This is a genomic window from Catellatospora sp. NPDC049111, from assembly GCF_040648615.1.
In the GTDB taxonomy this organism is placed as follows: Bacteria; Actinomycetota; Actinomycetes; order Mycobacteriales; family Micromonosporaceae; genus Catellatospora; species Catellatospora aurea.
On the sequence record NZ_JBEZEB010000021.1, the window covers coordinates 70,245 to 87,719 of the forward strand.

Consider the following 17,475-nt stretch of genomic DNA (forward strand, 5'->3'; position numbering starts at 1 on the left):
GAAATTCCTTTCAATCCCTGGGCGTACGCCGCACCGGGGTCAGGACAGCAGGCGCGCCCCCAGCGGGCGCTCGCTCACCACGCCCGCGGCGTCGGCCTCGACGCGGTACGCGTCGGCACCCTCGGCGCTGGTGACGGCCTCGACGAGTTCGGTGCCGACGTAGTGCAGGCCGGTGCCGTCGTCGGTGGCGTAGCCCGCGGGCAGCAGGCCGCTGCCGACGTACTCGTGGAACCGGGCGCGGCGGGGCTGGTCGGGGAAGTCGTGGTGCACGCCGTTGCCGTACGGCAGGAACGCCAGCGCGTCGGTGACCGGGTCGAGGTCGTCGGAGAAGGAGTCGGTGCTGCCGCCCACGTGCCAGCAGATGCTGCCCGCGCTGCCGCCGCCGAGCACGACCCCGGCCTCCCACGCCTCACGCATGACCGCGTCGAGCCGGTGTGCGCGCCACACCGCCAGCAGGTTGACCACACTGCCGCCGCTCACCCAGATCAGGTCCTGCGCCAGCAGGTGCGCCCGCACGTCGGCGTGGTTGGGCTGCGGGAACAGCCGCAGGTGGGTGACCGTGTGTGCCGTGTCGTCGAAGGCCTGGCCGAACGCGGCGATCGCGGCGGGATCGTCCCCGACGGCGGTCGGCACGTAGCAGATCCGGGCCCGGCGCACCCCGGTCAGCGAGACCGCGTGCTCCATCAGCAGGCTGCGCTTGCGCGGTGCGGCACCCGGCGGCAGGCGCAGCAGTCCGGACGCGGCGAAGATCTGCGGTGGGCGGGCCATCAGCCGATCATTCCACAACCGGGTCTTTCGACCCGTGAGGCCTCCGTCCCGTAATGGCTACTGTCTGTCCGATACAGAACACGAATCGCGTTCGGGACAGTCCGATGCCGACTTAATTCATAGGATCGCCACACGTTCCGTTCCAATAGTCAGGGGAAGCTATGGGAAGAATGCGCAAGTTGGCAGTCGGGCTGTGCCTGGTGGCCGCCGCGACGCTGATGCCGGTGTCACCGGCCGCGGCCGTCGCTGCGGGCACACCGGGCAACGTCGCCTTCATCCGCGGCGGCAACCTGTTCGTCGCCGAGCCGGGCGGGACCGTCTGGCAGGCCACCACGGGCGGCGGCTACGAGTGGCCGCGCTGGCGGCCGTACTCCGACAGCATGGCCATCCTCAAGGACGGCAACCTGTGGGTGGGCATCTACTCCACCTACGACCACGCCTTCCACGCCACGCAGCAGATCACCTCCGGGGCCGTCGTGGGCGCCGCGGCGTGGTCGCCCGACGGCAACCGCCTGGCGTACGCGCAGGGGACCTTCGCGCCGACGGTCTTCATCGCCTACTTCGGCCCGGCCTCGGAGTCGGCCAAGGCGTCGGCCACGGTGCAGAAGGTGAAGGTGGACGCGCCGCTGAGCCCTGCCGCCCAGCGGATCGCCGACCGGCTGCCGAAGAAGAGCCAGGGCGTCGTGGCGGCTGCCGCGCCGACCACCTGGCACGCCGCCAAGGATTCGCTGGCGGTCGCCTGGTCGCCGGACGGCCGTTACATCGCCTACCCGAACGGCGAGTGCTTCGCGGTCTTCGACGACTGCCTCGGCATGATCGACCTCACCACCTGGACCGAGGTCTGGGTGGCCGCGTTCGGCGGCGGCGGTGCGGATTTGGACGGTTTCGCCACCATCCCCGCGTTCACCGCGGACTCCTCGCGCATCCTGTGGACCCAGCAGACCCGGCCTCGCTACGAGGCCGATCCGCAGATCAGCTACATCCACACCATGTCGGCCCTGGTCACCGACCCGTTCGGCAGCCAGACCCAGGTGGGCGCCAGCGGCGAGTACAGCGCCGTCCCGTCCCCCGCCGGCGGCACCACCATGCTGGTCACCAGCGGCCGCAACAGCGTCGCCTGGGTGGCCCGCCGCACCGGCACCACCCGCACCTGGCTCTACCAGGGCTACCAGCACGACTGGCAGTCCCTGCCCTAACCGAAGGAAGGGCACCTTCTTAACGCTGTGCGTAGAGGAAGGGCACCTTCTTAACGCCCACCGGCCGTCGTGCTGCCACGACGGCCGGTGGCGTGTATGGCCTAGCCTGCGTGCAGACGACGAGGAGGGCCACCATGAGCGACGAGCAGCAGGCCAAGGTTCCGCCACCGCAGCAACCGCCGTACCCGTACTACCCGCCGCAGCCGCCGTACAACACCTACGCGATCCTGTCGCTGGTGCTGGGCATCTTCGTCCTGCCCCCGCTGGGCATCTACTTCGGCAACCAGGCGAAGAAGCAGATCGCCGCCTCCGGCGAGCGCGGCATCGAACTGGCCAACGCGGGCGTCATCGTCGGCTGGGTGCTGACCGGCCTGTTCCTGGCGTTCTTCGTGGTCTGGTGCGTGATGGGCGCACTGATGTTCGGCATGTTCGGCCTGACCAGCGCCACCACGGTCGGCGTCGCGTCCTGACCGGAGATCGCCGCGGAGCGGGCAGCGCGTCCGAGGGCGAGACGCTACGGTGGCGCTTCACCGAGTGACACTGGAGCGCCCGCTGTGGAGTACGAGCTGAATCTGCGCCTCTGGCAGGAGGAGCGGGAGCAGATCCGCCACCGCCTGCGCCTCGCCGTGACCTGGAGCGCCGCCTGCCTGGCCGCGACGGTCACGCTGTGCGGGCTGCTGCTGGTCGCCGAGGCCGCCGCGCCGTCACGGCCGCGGTCCGCGGCCGACGGCGCGAGCGCCCTGGCGGGTGTGATCCTGGTGCTGTTGGGCGGGCTGGGCGTCGCGGTGGTGATGGTGGTCCGGTCGGAGGTCGAGACGCACCGCCGCCGCGCGGAGGCGCTGTTCGCCGAGTTCGCTCTGCCCACCGAGGACCGCGCTCGGCTGCCGCAGGGCAACAGGGGTGTCTACAGCACCGCGCACGGGGAGGTCCTGCTGACCGCGCCGCTGCTGACCGCGCACGGATTCGTGGTCCTCGGCGGGGTCGTGGCCCTGCTCGTCGGAGCCGCCTGACCCCGGCTTCACGGTCCGGCCGGCGGCACCCGGTCCAGGATCGCCGCCAGGTCGAGCCCGGCCGGCAGGGTGCCGAAGGCGAGGCCCCGGTCACCGGCCAGCCGGGAGGCGCAGAACGCGTCCGCGACCGCGGCGGGCGCGTGCCGGACCAGCAGCGAGCCCTGCAGCACCAGCGCCAGACGCTCGACGGTGCGCCGGGCGCGCAGTTCGGCGTCGGCCGGGTCGGCGAGTTCCTCGCGCAGCTCCTGCCAGGCCTGATCGAGCCGGGCATCGCCGCCCAGGCCGGCCGCGATCTCCTGCTCGTACGCGGCGAGGCTCAACGGTTCTCGGGCCAGCGCCCGCAGCACGTCGAGGGCGTTGACGTTGCCGGAGCCCTCCCAGATCCCGTTCAGCGGCGCCTCGCGATACAGCCGCGGCAGACCGGAGTCCTCGGTGTAGCCGTTGCCGCCCAGGCATTCCAGGGCCTCGGCGACCATCGCCGGCTGCCGCTTGCACACCCAGTACTTGGCCAGCGCGGTGGCCAGCCGGGCGAACTCCTGCTCGCCGCGGTCGCCGCGGGCGGCCCGGTCGACCGCGCCCGCCACCCGCAGCACCAGCGTCGTCGCGGCCTCGGACTCGATCGCCAGGTCGGCCAGCACGTTGCGCATCAGCGGCTTGTCCAGCAGCGGCCCGCCGAACGCGTGCCGGTGCCGGGCGTGGTGCACGGCCTGCATGAGCGCGGCCCGCATCCCGGCGGCCGAGCCGAGGCTCGAGTCGAGCCGGGTCAGCGACACCATCTCGATGATGACGGCCACGCCCCGGCCCTGCTCGCCGACGAGCCAGGCGACGGTGTCGTCGAACTCGGGTTCGCCGCTGGCGTTGCTGCGGTTGCCGAGCTTGTCCTTGAGCCGCTGGATGCGGAAGGTGTTGCGGGTCCCGTCGGGCAGCACACGCGGCACCAGGAAGCACGACAGGCCGCCGGGTGCCTGGGCGAGCACGAGAAACAGGTCGTTCATGGGCGCGCTGGTGAACCACTTGTGCCCGCGCAGCAGCCACGTGCCGTCCCCGGCGGGGGTGGCGGTGGTGGTGTTCGTGCGCACGTCCGAGCCGCCCTGCTTCTCGGTCATGCCCATTCCGGCGAGCAGCCCGGCCTTGCCTTCCGGCGCGCGCAGGCCCGGGTCGTACACCCGGCCGGTCAGCAGCGGTTCGAAGCGCGCGGCGAGGTCGGGCTGGTGGCGCAGCGCGGGCACGGCGGCGTACGTCATCGAGATCGGGCAGGTGTGGCCCTGCTCGACGACGCTCCACACCAGCAGCCCGGCGGCGCGGGCCACGTGCGCGCCCGGCCGCGGGTCGGCCCAGGGCCCGCCGGCGAGGCCTTCGCCGACGGCGACGCGCATCAGCTCGTGCCACGACGGGTGGAAGTCGACCTCGTCGACGCGGTTGCCGTACCGGTCGTGGGTGCGCAGCACCGGGGTGTGCCGGTTGGCCTCGTCGCCCCAGCGCTGGGCCTGCTCGGTGCCCGCGAGCCGGCCGAGCCGGCGCAGGTCGTCAAGGTGCCAGGCCGCGCCTTCGCGGGCCGTCGCGGCCAGCAGCGCCGGGTCGGCGGCGACGTCATGTCCGGCCAGTGGCGGCACCTGGTTGAAGACCTCGTGGGTGGCGGCCATCCCCACATCCTGCCGCATCGGCTGAACGAGCGTTAGCCCTCCGCGCGCACGCCGTCGCGGAGTAGGTCTCGGCGCTCAGGCCTCCGGCAGCGGCGCCGTCGGGGCCGGGTCGCCGGGCGCGGAGGACTCGGCCGTCACGCCGCCGGGGGCGCGCAGCAGGCGCACCCAGCCCGCCAGGTTGCCCAGCCCCACCAGCACCAGCGCCAGCAGCGCGAACCCGAACCCGCCCTGGTCGTGTACGAAGTCGCCGATCTGCTTGCCGTCCGGCAGCGGCCCGGTCAGTTGCTCGCGCAGCCGCTCCTCCACCAGCACCCGTACCGTGGCCTGGTTGACCAGCAGGAACAGCGCCGCGATCGCGGCGAGCGCGGCGACCACACCCCGGCGGGTACGCGCCCGGCCGACGCCGATCGTGACGAGCACACCGATCACCAGCAGCACCAGCACCGTGCCGGCCAGCGGCTGCGGGGCGAGCACGTCGCTGCGCCGCTGCTCGGGTGGCAGCAGCTTGTCCGCGGTGACGTCGGGGGTGCCGCCGGTGGCCAGGTCCCAGCCGGTGTACGTGGTCGTGCCGCCCGGCGCGGCCCGGCCGTAACCGCCGGGGGCGTCGCAGGACACGGTCAGGAACGGGGCCAGGAACAGCAGGCCCGCCAGCACCAGCCCGGCCGGGCTGAGCAGCCGGGAGAACCGGCGCACCGATCGACGCTCGCCATCCGCCATTCGCGACAGCGTAGGCGGCCCCGACCATCCCGTCACCCCCAGCGGACGTCGGCGCGGTCACCGACCGCACCAAGGTCACTCGACTTGCCTGGCACCTGCGGGAATGAGCCTTCAAGATACGCACGAGTGCCAGGCAGGTCGGACGATCATGGGGTGGTCCGGGCGGCACGCGGGCGCGAGGCGAGGATACTCGGCGGGTGCTTGAGGAACTGTGGGTGACGGCGGCGCATGTGCGGGCGCTCGACGAGCGGGTGCGGGGGCTGGTGACGGGGCTGTTCGTCACCGGGTCCGTGCCGCTGGGCGACTACTGGCCGGGCCGCAGCGACATCGACTTCGTGGCGGTGATGGACCGGGAGCCGACGTCGGCCGAGCTGGCCGCGCTGGGCAAGGTGCACCTGTCGCTGCCTGACGCGATGCCCGGCCCGGACTACGACGGCATCTACCTGACCCGCGCGCAGCTGGCCGCGCCCCCGGTCGACGGCGACACCGCGCCGCAGATCCTGGCGGGCGACTTCCAGCCGGCGAAGGCCGGTGGGCAGCTCAACCCGGTGACCTGGCTCGAAGTGGCCCGCCACGGCCTGCCGATCCTGGGCGAGCGGCCGGAGGTGGCGCTCGACTCCGACGTGCTGCGCCGGTGGCTGCTGGACAACCTGTCCGGCTACTGGGCGGGCTTCGCCGAGCAGGCCACCCCGCAGTTCGCGGCGCTGCCACCGGACCTGCCGATCCCGCCCGACCCCGTGCTGTGGGCGGTGACGGGACCGGGCCGGCTGCACTACACGCTGGCCACCGGCGAGGTGACCACGAAGACGGGCGGTGCGCACCACACCGCCGAGGTGCTGCCGCAGTGGGCGGAGCTGTGCGAACGCGTGGTGCGTTCCCGCGCGGGCGGCGACGAGCCGTTCACCGCCGCCGACGGCCTCGCCTCGCTCAGCCTCGTCACCGACGTCGTCACCGACGCCCGCACCCGCTGGCCCGCCTGACCGGGCTGCGGCCCGTCAGGCGCGGCGGTGGGCCGCGGTGCGGTGGGCAGGTGCGAGGCCGGCTGCTTCGGCGGCCAGGGCGGTGACCCGGTCGGCGGCGCGGGCCGCGCGGCCGGAGACCTTCCAGGCGGCCATACGCAGTGCGACGGCGGGCGTCGGCGGGAAGACGCCGAGCTGGCCGAGCATGGTCAGGTCGTCGCGCAGCGCCTCGTGCCGGACGACCTGGCCCTCGCGGATGTCGAGCAGGTGCACCTGCTCGAAGTCGACGTCCCGGCCGGTGGACGGGACGGCCTGGTCGAGCGCGCCGTCCCGGAAGCGCACGAACGGGCCGGTGTGCCGTCCGCGCATCCGCAGCCGGAGCCAGACCTGGTGGTCGTTGCGGGCCACGCCGAGCACGGGGAAGCGCAGGTCACTGAAGGCCGAACGCAGCCAGGCGCCCGAGGCCAGGGTCCCGGCCGGGCCGGGGATCGAGCACGCGGCGGGCGCGACGGCGGCCTCGCGGTTGTGGTTGTCAGGGGCGACCACCTGGGCCGCCAGCTCGGAATCGCCCGTCTCCAGGATGCGGAACAGGGCCACCGCCAGGTCCTCGTACACCATGGTCATCGTCTTCTCCCCCTCGGTCGGTCGGCGCAGGGCCCCACCGCCCTGGCCTGAATTGAGGTTATAGGCCGCCTATTCAATAAGTCAAAGATGCAACGATCTCCCGTAGGATGTGCCCATGCCCGACAAGCGCGCCTACGTCTCCCCGCTACGCGAGAAGGCGGCCGCGCAGACGCGTGCGCTGATCCTGGCGGAGGCCGAGCAGTTGTTCGCCGAGCGCGGCTACGGGCGCGTGACGGTCGCCGACATCGCCGCCGCGGCCGGCGTCTCGTCGAAGACCGTGTTCGCCGGCGTCGGCAGCAAGGCCGACATCCTGGACCGCATCGTCGACAAGGCCGTGGTGCTGTCCGGCTACCGGGAGGCCGTCGCGCACGTGCTGGCGATGCCGACGCCCGAGGCGGTGCTGGAAGCGCTCGCCCGGGGCACCCGGGCGGGCAACGAGAGCCAGTTCAAGGTGCACGAGGCGATCCACAAGGCGCTGCCGGTGCACGAGAACGGGCAGGCGCTGTGGGAGCGGGCCACGGCCGCCTACCGCGGTGCGCTGCACGACGTCGCCCGCCACCTGCGCGAGGTGAGCCCGCCGCCGCACCGCTACTCGGTGGAGGAGACGTCCGACCTGCTGTGGCTGTGGTTCGGCCCCACCGGCTGGCGCACGCTGGTGGTCGAGAACGGCTGGTCCTGGGACCGGGCCGAGCAGGTCCTGCACCGTACGGCCGTGGCCGCGCTCGGCTGAGCGCTCACTCGTCTTCGGTGGACAGCAGTTCGCGGGCAGCGGCGAGGATCTCGGCGGGCATGGGGCACGAGCGGCGGTGCGCGGTGTCCAGGTGCACCCCGGTCAGCGTGGTCACCGCGACGGTCTCGCCGGACGCGTTGGTCATCGCGTGCCGGAACCGGATCACCTTCTCGCGAACTTCCAGCAGCTCAGAGTGCACGGTGACCGTGTCGCCGGCGAAGACTTCGCGTTGGTACACGATGTGCTGCTCCACCGCGACCATGCCGCGCGAGGCCGACCGGAGGTAGTCCGGGGTGAGGCCCAGCGTGCTGAACAGGTTCCACGTCGCCTCGTCGAACTTGCCGACGTACCACATGACGTTCATGTGCCCCATGTGGTCGCAGTGCCACGGGTACACCGCGCCCCGGTAGGTCAGGACCGACTCGGCCATCGCACGCCCCTCCGCCATGACGATCATGCCCGGTCCAGGGTAACCGAACGATCGTTAAGCGCGGCGCGGACCACAGGTCACGGAACGGTTAACCGGTACGTCCATCTATTCGCATTAATCAGTTCGATGGCTAGTCTGCGCCTGCCGGTAACCCCCGGCACACCCCGTGATCCCCTGAGGAGTCAGGTCTTGCGACCCTACGCAGCAACACGCGCCCTGCTCGCGCTCGCCCTGGCGGGCACCGCGCTGGCCGCGCCCACGGCCGCCACCGCCGCCCCGGCGCCCGTCGCCGCGCGGGCCGCGGCACTCGCCCTGGCCGCGCCGGACATCTCGCTGACCAACGTGAAGGCGCACCTGCAGCAGTTCCAGACCATCGCCAGCAGCAACGGCGGCAACCGCCGCTCGAACACCGCGGGCTACACGGCGTCGGTGAACTACGTCTACAACAAGCTGGTCGCGGCGGGCTTCTCCGTGGTCAAGCAGAACTGCACCTCCGGCTGCACCAGCGGGGCCGGCCCGAACGTGATCGCGGACTGGCCGGGCGGCGACGCCAACAACGTCTACATGTTCGGCGCGCACCTCGACGGCGTCGCGGCGGGCCCCGGCATCAACGACAACGCGTCGGGCTCCTCGACCGTGCTGGAGATCGCGCTGACCCTGGCGGCGACCAACCCGTCGATGCTCAACCACGTGCGGTTCGGCTTCTGGACCGACGAGGAGCAGGGCCTCAACGGCTCGGAGTTCTACGCCAACAGCCTGCCGTCGGCGGAGCGCACCAAGATCAAGGGCTACTTCAACTTCGACATGGTCGCCTCGACCAACGGCGGCTACTTCATCAACCGGATCACCTCCAGCATCGGGCAGGTCCTGAAGGCGTACTACGACACGAACTTCCCGGGCCTGAACCCGGAGGAGAACGTCGAGGGGGCGGGCCGCTCCGACGACGCCTCGTTCAACGCGGTCGGCATCCAGACCTCGGGCGTGGCGGCCGGCGCGAGCGCCAACAAGACCTCCTCGCAGGTCACCAAGTGGGGCGGCACCACCGGGGACTACGACCCCTGCTACCACTCGTCCTGCGACACGTACCCCTCGAACATCAACGACACGATCCTGAACCGGGCCGGCGACGCCGCGGCGTACGCCCTGTGGACGCTGGCCACCGGCACCCCGGCCACCACGGTGTGGACCGACACGTTCGAGACGGCGACCGGCTGGACCACCAACCCGAACGCCACCGACACCGCCACCACCGGCGCCTGGGAGCGCGGCGACCCAGCCGACACCAACTCCAGCGGCGCCAAGCAGCTCGGCACCACCGTCTCGGGGTCCAACGACCTGGTCACCGGGCGGCTGGCGGGCACCGCCGCGGGTGACTACGACCTCGACGGCGGCGTGAGCAGCGTGCGCTCCCCGGCGGTGACCCTGCCGAGCAGCGGCACGATCAACCTGTCGCTGAACTGGTACCTGGCGCACGGCTCGAACTCCTCCAGCGCCGACTACTTCCGGGTGTCCATCGTGCACAGCGGCGGCACCACGACGCTGTTCACCCAGGCGGGCGCGGCCAGCAACCGCAACGGCTCGTGGGCGTCGGGCACCTGGAACATCTCGGCGTACGCCGGCCAGTCGGTGCGGATCCTGATCTCCGCCGCCGACGCCTCCACGGCGAGCCTCGTCGAGGCCGGCGTGGACGACGTCAAGATCACGGTTTCCTGACCTTGATCGATCAACCGGGCCCCACCTGCGCTGTTCGGCGGCACAGGTGGGGCCCGGAACACGTCCCGGGCCGGCCGTCACCCACTCGGGGTATGAGCATGAACACAGTGCGTCGTGGCATCCCCATGGGGGTCCGTTCACCATTTGGCCCTAGACTCCACCGTCGGCCACCAAACGGGCCGCATTCACCATTTTCACTGGAGGATTAGCGAGACGATGGCGATGACCAACGGCAAGACCCTGGTCACCATGATCGCGGCAGGAAACCGCGAGATCCAGGACTTCCTCGACTCCGACCAGCGCGAGACTCCCTACCTGGTCATTGATCTGAAGGTCGCGGCGCAGCAGTTCCGCCGCCTGACCGGCGCCTTCCGCGAGACGACCGTCTTCTACGCGGTGAAGGCCAACCCCCAGCCGAAGCTGATCAGGCAACTCGCCCAGCTCGGCTCCTCGTTCGACGTGGCGAGCCCCGCCGAGATCGATCTCTGCCTCTCCGAAGGCGCCGATCCGAGCAGACTGTCGTACGGCAACACGATCAAGAAGGCGTCGGACATCCGCTACGCCTACGATCGCGGTGTCCGCATGTTCGTCTTCGACAGCGAAGCGGAGCTGCGCAAACTCGCCGAGAACGCCCCCGGCTCCGCGGTGTTCTGCCGCCTGCTGGCCGGCAGCGCGGGCGCGCAGTGGCCGTTGAGCCGCAAGTTCGGGTGCTCCCCGGACATGGCGGTGTCGCTGCTGGTCCAGGCCCGAGAACTCGGCCTGCGGCCGATCGGGGTGTCGTTCCACGTCGGCTCGCAGCAGCTCGACCCCACCCGCTGGGATCCCAGCATCGCGCAGGCCGCCCAGGTCTTCCGCGAGGTGGCCGAGCACGGCATCCACCTGACGCTGCTCAACTGCGGCGGCGGCTTCCCCGCGGGATACCAGGTGCCGGTCGAGCCGATCGAGGCGTACGCCGAGGCGATCAACTCGGCGGTCGAGCGGCACTTCGGCCCGTACCGGCCGACGCTGGCGATCGAACCCGGCCGCTTCATCGCGGCCGACACGGGAGTGCTGCGGGCACAGGTCGTGCTCGTGTCCCAGAAGTCCTACGACGACGACCACCGATGGGTCTACCTGGACATCGGGCGCTTCGGCGGGCTGGCCGAGACGGAGGGCGAGGCGATCCAGTACCGCCTGGTCACCTCCCGCGACGGGGAGCCGACCGGCCCGGTCGTGCTCGCCGGGCCGACCTGCGACAGCGTCGACATCCTCTACGAGAAGGCGCCGTACCGGCTGCCGCTGGACCTGGAGCCCGGCGATTACGTCGACATCCTCGGCACCGGCGCCTACACGACCACGTATTCTTCCGTTGGATTCAACGGTTTTGCACCTTTAGCAACGTTTTGTATCGGAGACAACGCGTGACGACGATCCCCAAGCTGGCCTTCGGCGGCCGCATCCTCCTGCTCGGCAGCGGCTCGGTGTCGCAGTGCCTGCAGCCCCTGCTGCTGCGCCACGTCGACATGGACTTCACGCGCCTGACCGTGATGGACTTCGAGGACCTCGCCCACACCGCCGCGGAGGTCACCGCCGCCGGCGCGACCTACGTGCGTGAGCGCATCACCCCGGAGAACATCGAGACCAAGCTCGCCGAGTACGTCGGCGAGGGCGACGTCCTGATCAACCTGGCGTGGAACATCGACACCGGCGTGATCATCGACTGGTGCCAGCGCCACGGCACCCTCTACGTCGACACCTCCGTCGAGGAGTGGGACCCGTACGCCGACCAGCTCAACGCGACCCCGCAGTCGCGCACGCTGTACGCCCGGCACATGAAGCTGCGCGAGCGCGCGAAGGGCTGGAAGAAGGACGGCCCGACGGCCATCGTCGAGCACGGCGCGAACCCCGGCCTGGTCAGCCACTGGGCCAAGATCGCCCTGATGGACATCGCCACCGCGATGCTCAAGGAGCCCGAGCGCCTGCCCAAGCCGCTCGACCCGGCCCGCAAGGCAAAGCTCGAGGAGGCCCTGGCCGGCCGCGACTTCGCGGCGCTGGGCATGCTCACCGGCACCAAGGTGATCCACATCTCCGAGCGCGACACCCAGGTCAGCGACAAGCCCAAGCAGGTCGGCGAGTTCGTCAACACCTGGTCCGTCGAGGGCTTCTACGAGGAGGGCATCGCGCCCGCCGAGATGGGCTGGGGCACCCACGAGCCCACGCTGCCCGAGCACGCCTACACCCACGAGTCGGGTCCGCAGAACCAGATCTGCCTCGCCCAGACCGGCATCACCACCAAGGTCCGCTCCTGGGTGCCGCTGGGCGGCCCCATCATCGGCATGGTCGTGCGCCACGGCGAGGCGTTCACCATCAGCGACCACCTGACGGTGTGGGAGGACGGCAAGGCGGTCTACCGCCCCACCGTGCACTACGCGTACCAGCCGTCCGACGCGGCGCTGAACAGCCTGCACGAGTGCCAGATGAACGGCTACACGCTGCAGACCGACCAGCGCATCATGAACGACGAGATCATCAGCGGCATCGACGAACTGGGCGTGCTCCTGCTCGGCCACGAGCTCAACGGCTGGTGGGTCGGCTCGCAGCTCGGCATCGACGAGTCGCGCGCCCTGGTCCCGCACCAGAACGCCACCACCCTGCAGGTCGCCGCCTCGGTCCTCGGCGCGGTCTACTGGATGGTCAACAACCCGAACCGGGGCCTGTGCGTCCCCGACGACCTCGACCCCGAGGCCGTCCTCGACGTCGCCAACCCCTACCTGGGCCCGGTCCCGTCGGTGCACACCGACTGGACCCCCCGCAGCTCCCACTACGAGCCGTTCGCCAACTTCCGCCCGAAGACCGGCGACGACTCCGAGCCCTGGGCCTTCGCCAACTTCCTGGTCTGAGGCAAGGAAGGGCACCTTCTTATCGCTACGCGTTGTAGAAGGGCACCTTATTAACGCCGCGGCCCCGGCCACCTGCGGGTGGTCGGGGCCGTCGCATGTCTGCCGTCGGATCAGGCGGGCAGCGCTTCCAGCCGGCGCTCGGCAGCCGTCATGATGCGCTCCAGCCACCACTCGGCGGTCCGCTGGTCGGCGCCCATGCTCGACACCGTGGTCACCACCCCGCCGCGGCCCAGGTAGGCGTAGCAGTTGACCGATCCGGAGACCGCGAAGCAGGCGGCGGCCCCCCTCATCTCGACGGGAAGCTTGATCTTGTTACTCGCGGTACGGCGGTAGCTGTCGCCGTGGTCGGCGTAGCTCGCGCAGCCCTTCAGCATGCTCGCCGCCTTGGCGACCACGTCCTCGGCCCGCTGCCGGGGCAGCACGTGCACCTCCTGCGTGAGCACCGTGCCGTTGATGACCCAGGCCCGCACGTGCGCCTTGACCTGCTTGGCGTCCTTGGCCGCGGACACCGGCCGGGTCCCGCAGGCGGTGACGGTGCCGGCCGGGAAACCCGGCGCGCGCTCACCGTCGTACGCGCGCTCCAGGTCCGTTCCGGACTCGGTGAGCTCAGCCGCCAGCACCTCGTCGGTGACGAGGACCGCGGTCAACTTCTGCGCCGGGGTGAGCGCCGCCGCGGGTGACGGGGCGGTCGACGCGGACGGCGCGGCCGGAGCCGACGGGGCGGGAACCCACGCCGCCGGGGCGGAGGGAGCGCAGCCCCCAGCGAGCAGCGCCGCCACGGCGGCGAGGGGGGCGAGGCGTCTCACGAACGTGCTCATCTCCGGCGGTCGGCGAGGGGACGTCGCAGGATACCGCCGCGGCGGTCGAGCCCGCCGAGCGGCGGCGCAGCTGGAGCACCGCGACCGACGCCAGCACCGCCAGACCGCCGGCGGCCTGCACCGGGGTCAGCCGCTCGCCGTAGACCAGGGCGGTGGTGGCCACCGTGACGGCGGGCTCGGCGCAGGACAGGATCGCGGCGGCGGACGCGCCGACGTCGCGCACCCCGACGAACATGCCCGCGATCGGCACGACGGTGGACACCACGGCCAGCAGCCCGATCCACAGCCAGCCCGAGGCCTGCCCCGGCGCGTGCAGGCTGCCGGTGGCCAGGCCCGCGACCACCATGCTGACCGCGGCGGAGGTGCACACCACCGCGGTCACCGCGAAGATGTCCAGGCCGGCGGGCAGGCCGGCGGAGACGGTCAGATAGAGGGCGTACGCCACCGCGGCGCCCAGCGCCAGCAGCACTCCCCCGGTGGCGGCCGAGCCGCCGACCCCGCCCGCGCCGAGCATCAGCAGCATGCCCACGGCCGAGCAGCCCAGAGCGGCCAGCCGGCGGCGGTCCGGGCGTTCCCGGCGCAGCGCGATCGCGAGCACGGTCACCAGCGCGGGGTACGCGTACAGCAGCAGCGCGGTCAGCGAGGCGTCGATCTGGGCCAGCGCCCCGAAGTAGAAGCCCGCCTGCAGCGCGTAGCCGAGCGCACCCAGCCCGACGCAGACGGCCAGGGCCCGCCCCCGGGGCAGCGGCGCGCGCCGCCACGCCACCACGGCCCACAGCAGCACGGCGGCGAGCGCGAACCGGCCCGACAGCATGCTCGGCACGTTGAAACCGGCCGCGTACGCCTGCTTGGCGAACACCGCCGACATGCCGAACCCGGTCGCGGAGAGGAGCACCAGGACGGCGCCACGCCGAGCCGAACGGGCTCGGGGCGTGCTCACGGGGGCGGGTGCGGAGACGGTGGCGGTCATGGAACAGAACGGTAGGTCGGATTCAGCCATCGAGGTAGCCTTGGTTTCCAGCATTGTCCGAAGGCAATGCCTATAGATCATCCGAGGCCGAATCTTGCTGTCGCTGCATCAGCTCCGCTGCTTCCTGGCCACCCTGGAGCACGGCTCGTTCACCGCCGCCGCGGGCGCGCTCGGCTACGCCCAGCCGTCGATCTCCGAGCAGGTCCGGCTGCTGGAGCAGCAGCTCGACACGACCCTGTTCCGGCGGGTCGGCCGCGGCCTGGTGCCGACGGAGGCGGCCCGCGCCCTCCAGCCGCACGCCTCCGCGGCGCTGGCCGCCGTCGCCGAGGCGGGGCGCGCCGTCGCCTCGGTGCGCGAGCTGCTGACCGGCACGGTGCGCTTCGGGCTGTTCCGCACCGCCCGGTTCTACCTCACCGCCGACCTGGTCGCCGACGTGCTGCAGCGGCACCCGGGAGTGCGGGTCGAACTGGTCGGGCAGAACTCCGCCGAGGTCCTGGAGCACCTGCGCAAGGGCCGGCTGGAGGCGGCGGTGATCGCGCTGCCGGTCGAGGACGAGAACATGGTCGTGACCCCGGTGCTGCGCGACGAGCTGGTGTACGTCAGCGCCGACCCGGCCCGGCTGCACGCCCGGATCACCCCCGCCGACCTGGCCGCGGCCCAGCTGGTGCTGCCCGACGCGAGCTGGCGCGAGACCGACACCACCCGCCGCCAGCTCGCCCAGGCGGTGCAGCGCAGCGGCCATCCGCTGCGCCCGCGGATCGAGGTCGAGGACACCGAGACGGCGCTGGAGATCGCGGCCCGCGGGCTGGCCGACACCGTCACCTGGCGCGGCGTGCTGCACGGCCTCGGCGACCGGCTGCCCGCCGGGCTCGGCTGGGCTCCGCTGCGCCCGGCGATGTACGAGACGTTCGCCGTGGTACACCGCGAGGGCGAGCTGTCCCCCGCCAGCCGCGTCGTCGTCGACCTGGTCACCGGCCGGATGCGCGAGCTGGACCGAGCGATGCGGGCCCGGACCGGCTGAGCCGTCACCGTCTGGGAGCGGCACGCCGCAGGGCCGCTCCACGGTCTGCCGGGCAGCGGTTGCGGCAACCGACACCATCGGTATCCCGTCCTAGGCTGCTAGGTGAGCAGGTCGATCGGACGAGCGCGGGTGTCGCCGTCCACACCGGATCACGACGGCCGATGTGACACTTTGCCATCTAGCGTCACTCTTCTATGTGTGGTAAAAATCTTCCCATAGCTGCGCAGCGGACGGCAAATAACTCCAACACCCTCAGGAGCACCCCCATGTCCCGCTTCGTACCCCGGGCCCTCGCCGTGGTCGCGGCCGGTGTCATCGCGTCCGTGCTGGCCTTCGCCAGCCCCGCGCACGCCGCGACGTTCCTCACTCACTCCCAGGCGGCCTCGCAGCTCAGCGCGGCCGGGATCACCTGGTCGTCGAGCGGCAACTGCAGCAACCGCAACAACGCGAGCTGCACCTCGTTCACCGACGTCCGCCAGGTCACCATCAACGGCATCAAGACGCTCAAGAGCGCCAGCGGCTGCGCCATCAACATCACCGCGGGCACCGAGACCGGCCACTCCTCCGGCACCTACAGCCACTGGAACGGCTACAAACTCGACATCAGCAAGTACTCATGCATCGGCAACTACATCACCGGCCACTTCACCTACGTCGGCTACATCTCCGGCTGGGGCTACCAGTACCGCTCCGGCGCCGGCAACCTCTACACCGACGAGGGCAACCACTGGGACATCCTGTTCTACAACTGCGGTGGCTGCTGACCGCCGCACCGACGTCCTCGATCACCGAACTTGCCTGGCACCTGTGCGAATGCCACTGCAAGATACGCACAGGTGCCAGGCAGGTCGGTGGATCTAGGAGCGGGCCGAGGTGGGCGCCGGGGCGTCGGGGACCAGGAAGATCTCCTTGTTCTCGGCGACGAACAGCAGGTCGTGTGTGCCGGGCACGTAACTGCCGCCCTCCACGGAGGCGTTGCCCGCCGCCGACGCGAAGGTGGCGGTGTGCACCGGCTTGCCGCTCATCGCCTCGCGCAGGAACTCGTCGCCGGTCAGCTCCGGGTCCGCCGCGAAGACCCAGTACCGGGAATGGCCGGCCAGGGTCAGCCGGGTGCGGTCGTCGGAGACCGTGCTGACCGAGATCTTGTTGACGTTGTAGTCGAACTTCGCCACCGGGAGCAGGGTGACCGGGGTGTTGCGCTCGGCCGGCAGCACCGCCCGGTACACCGGGGAGTTGGCGGTCTTGGCGAACATGTACAGCTCCCCGTCGAGCCAGAGCATCGCCTCGGCGTTGCGGGTCTTGCAACCGGGAGCCGGATCGGGGAAGGCCAGCGGATACTTCGCCGTCACCATGAACGGGTCGTCGGTGTCCGGATCGGGCTCCAGCGTGCGGTAGAGGTACTGCTTGCTCACGCAGTCGTTGGCGCCGATGTCGCCGATCCACAGGTTGTCGTCGTCGTCGATGACGACGTCCTCCCAGTCGGCGTTGGGCGCCTCGAAGACCTGCGCGAACGGGAAGTTCTCGCCACGGCGCACCGGATGGGACTGGGCGTCCTCACCCAGCCGGATCGTCCACAACGCGGCGCGCGGCCGCTGCGTCGTCGCGCCGCCGCCGTCGCGCAGCCAGTAGAAGACCCCCGGGTGCCGTCGGCTGGCCGCCAGGCCCGAAGCCTCGTTGGCGGGCAGGTCGGCGGTGTGGATGGCGATCGGCTGCCCGGCCCCGGCCGCCATGCCCGGCATCGCGAACGGAGCCTGCCCGTACGGCGTGGCAGGCGCGGCCGTCTGCGCGGCGGGCGACACCGGCGTGTCCCCCGGCGCGCCGGGGTCGGTCGTGCCCACGGCGGCCGGGTCGGGCTTGCCGGGCCACGGCCGGCTGTCGTACTCGGTCGCCGACAGCAGTGCCACGGCCGTCGCCAGCACCGCCGCTGCGATGATCACCACTCGGGTCATACCCTGCTAACGGGGCAACCCGCCCCGGCGCAACCGGCGGCCCGGCCG

The 17,475-nt window shown here is 71.5% G+C and carries 18 protein-coding genes; 10 read left to right on the forward strand and 8 right to left on the reverse strand.

The annotated features are described in order from the left end of the window. Positions 1-39: 39 nt before the first annotated feature. The gene (locus tag AB0B66_RS25710) at positions 40-768 is read right to left on the reverse strand and encodes a peptidase E (RefSeq protein ID WP_360534646.1); all 729 of its coding nucleotides are present in this window, start codon (positions 766-768) and stop codon (positions 40-42) included. A gap of 170 nt (positions 769-938) precedes the next feature. On the opposite strand from AB0B66_RS25710, the gene AB0B66_RS25715 reads away from it, so the two are divergent. From AB0B66_RS25715 to AB0B66_RS25725, 3 genes are all read left to right on the forward strand, one after another. Further along, positions 939-1,964, forward strand: coding sequence for a hypothetical protein (locus AB0B66_RS25715; protein ID WP_360534648.1), 1,026 nt, complete (start codon positions 939-941; stop codon positions 1,962-1,964). A gap of 134 nt (positions 1,965-2,098) precedes the next feature. Then, positions 2,099-2,434 (forward strand): DUF4190 domain-containing protein, encoded by a 336-nt coding sequence (locus tag AB0B66_RS25720; protein ID WP_360534650.1) that lies wholly within the window; start codon positions 2,099-2,101, stop codon positions 2,432-2,434. 84 nt (positions 2,435-2,518) lie between these two features. Then, positions 2,519-2,974 (forward strand): hypothetical protein, encoded by a 456-nt coding sequence (locus tag AB0B66_RS25725; RefSeq protein WP_360534652.1) that lies wholly within the window; start codon positions 2,519-2,521, stop codon positions 2,972-2,974. A gap of 8 nt (positions 2,975-2,982) precedes the next feature. Here the strand turns inward: AB0B66_RS25725 and AB0B66_RS25730 are convergent, their stop codons facing one another. Both AB0B66_RS25730 and AB0B66_RS25735 read right to left on the reverse strand, forming a co-directional pair. After that, positions 2,983-4,617, reverse strand: a complete 1,635-nt coding sequence (locus AB0B66_RS25730) for an acyl-CoA dehydrogenase family protein (protein ID WP_360534654.1) — start codon at positions 4,615-4,617, stop codon at positions 2,983-2,985. A gap of 75 nt (positions 4,618-4,692) precedes the next feature. Continuing rightward, positions 4,693-5,334: a hypothetical protein gene (locus AB0B66_RS25735; protein ID WP_360534656.1), complete on the reverse strand. Its 642-nt coding sequence runs from the start codon at positions 5,332-5,334 to the stop codon at positions 4,693-4,695. A gap of 197 nt (positions 5,335-5,531) precedes the next feature. Between AB0B66_RS25735 and AB0B66_RS25740 the strand changes: the two genes are divergently transcribed. Next, entirely contained in the window at positions 5,532-6,314 is a 783-nt protein-coding gene (locus tag AB0B66_RS25740; protein WP_360534658.1) for a nucleotidyltransferase domain-containing protein, read from the forward strand. Between the two features lie 15 nt (positions 6,315-6,329). On the opposite strand, the gene AB0B66_RS25745 is transcribed toward AB0B66_RS25740, so the two are convergent. Continuing rightward, a complete protein-coding gene (locus AB0B66_RS25745) occupies positions 6,330-6,917 on the reverse strand; it encodes an ester cyclase (protein ID WP_360534660.1) in 588 nt (195 codons plus the stop codon). Positions 6,918-7,032: 115 nt separating this feature from the next. Between AB0B66_RS25745 and AB0B66_RS25750 the strand changes: the two genes are divergently transcribed. Beyond that, complete coding sequence (locus tag AB0B66_RS25750; protein ID WP_360534662.1) at positions 7,033-7,647, forward strand: helix-turn-helix domain-containing protein; 615 nt, start codon at positions 7,033-7,035, stop codon at positions 7,645-7,647. Positions 7,648-7,651: 4 nt separating this feature from the next. Here AB0B66_RS25750 and AB0B66_RS25755 read toward each other — a convergent pair whose 3' ends face one another. After that, positions 7,652-8,077, reverse strand: a complete 426-nt coding sequence (locus tag AB0B66_RS25755; RefSeq protein WP_360534664.1) for a thioesterase family protein — start codon at positions 8,075-8,077, stop codon at positions 7,652-7,654. Positions 8,078-8,266: 189 nt separating this feature from the next. Between AB0B66_RS25755 and AB0B66_RS25760 the strand changes: the two genes are divergently transcribed. The 3 genes from AB0B66_RS25760 to AB0B66_RS25770 all read left to right on the forward strand — a co-directional run bounded on the left by AB0B66_RS25760 (position 8,267) and on the right by AB0B66_RS25770 (position 12,669). Continuing rightward, positions 8,267-9,790 (forward strand): M28 family peptidase, encoded by a 1,524-nt coding sequence (locus AB0B66_RS25760; protein WP_360534666.1) that lies wholly within the window; start codon positions 8,267-8,269, stop codon positions 9,788-9,790. 216 nt (positions 9,791-10,006) lie between these two features. Beyond that, complete coding sequence (locus AB0B66_RS25765) at positions 10,007-11,194, forward strand: type III PLP-dependent enzyme (protein WP_360534668.1); 1,188 nt, start codon at positions 10,007-10,009, stop codon at positions 11,192-11,194. Next, on the forward strand, positions 11,191-12,669 hold the full coding sequence (locus AB0B66_RS25770; RefSeq protein ID WP_360534670.1) for a saccharopine dehydrogenase NADP-binding domain-containing protein: 1,479 nt from the start codon (positions 11,191-11,193) through the stop codon (positions 12,667-12,669). Before AB0B66_RS25765 ends, AB0B66_RS25770 begins: the two co-directional genes overlap by 4 nt. A gap of 110 nt (positions 12,670-12,779) precedes the next feature. Here the strand turns inward: AB0B66_RS25770 and AB0B66_RS25775 are convergent, their stop codons facing one another. Both AB0B66_RS25775 and AB0B66_RS25780 read right to left on the reverse strand, forming a co-directional pair. Further along, entirely contained in the window at positions 12,780-13,316 is a 537-nt protein-coding gene (locus AB0B66_RS25775) for a hypothetical protein (protein ID WP_360534672.1), read from the reverse strand. Continuing rightward, the gene (locus tag AB0B66_RS25780) at positions 13,276-14,457 is read right to left on the reverse strand and encodes a DMT family transporter (protein WP_360534674.1); all 1,182 of its coding nucleotides are present in this window, start codon (positions 14,455-14,457) and stop codon (positions 13,276-13,278) included. The genes AB0B66_RS25775 and AB0B66_RS25780 overlap by 41 nt, the downstream gene beginning before the upstream one ends. Positions 14,458-14,551: 94 nt before the next feature. Between AB0B66_RS25780 and AB0B66_RS25785 the strand changes: the two genes are divergently transcribed. Then, a complete protein-coding gene (locus AB0B66_RS25785) occupies positions 14,552-15,478 on the forward strand; it encodes a LysR family transcriptional regulator (protein ID WP_360534676.1) in 927 nt (308 codons plus the stop codon). A gap of 266 nt (positions 15,479-15,744) precedes the next feature. Then, entirely contained in the window at positions 15,745-16,242 is a 498-nt protein-coding gene (locus AB0B66_RS25790) for a hypothetical protein (RefSeq protein ID WP_360534678.1), read from the forward strand. Between the two features lie 93 nt (positions 16,243-16,335). On the opposite strand, the gene AB0B66_RS25795 is transcribed toward AB0B66_RS25790, so the two are convergent. After that, on the reverse strand, positions 16,336-17,415 hold the full coding sequence (locus tag AB0B66_RS25795) for a hypothetical protein (RefSeq protein ID WP_360534680.1): 1,080 nt from the start codon (positions 17,413-17,415) through the stop codon (positions 16,336-16,338). Positions 17,416-17,475: the final 60 nt, after the last annotated feature.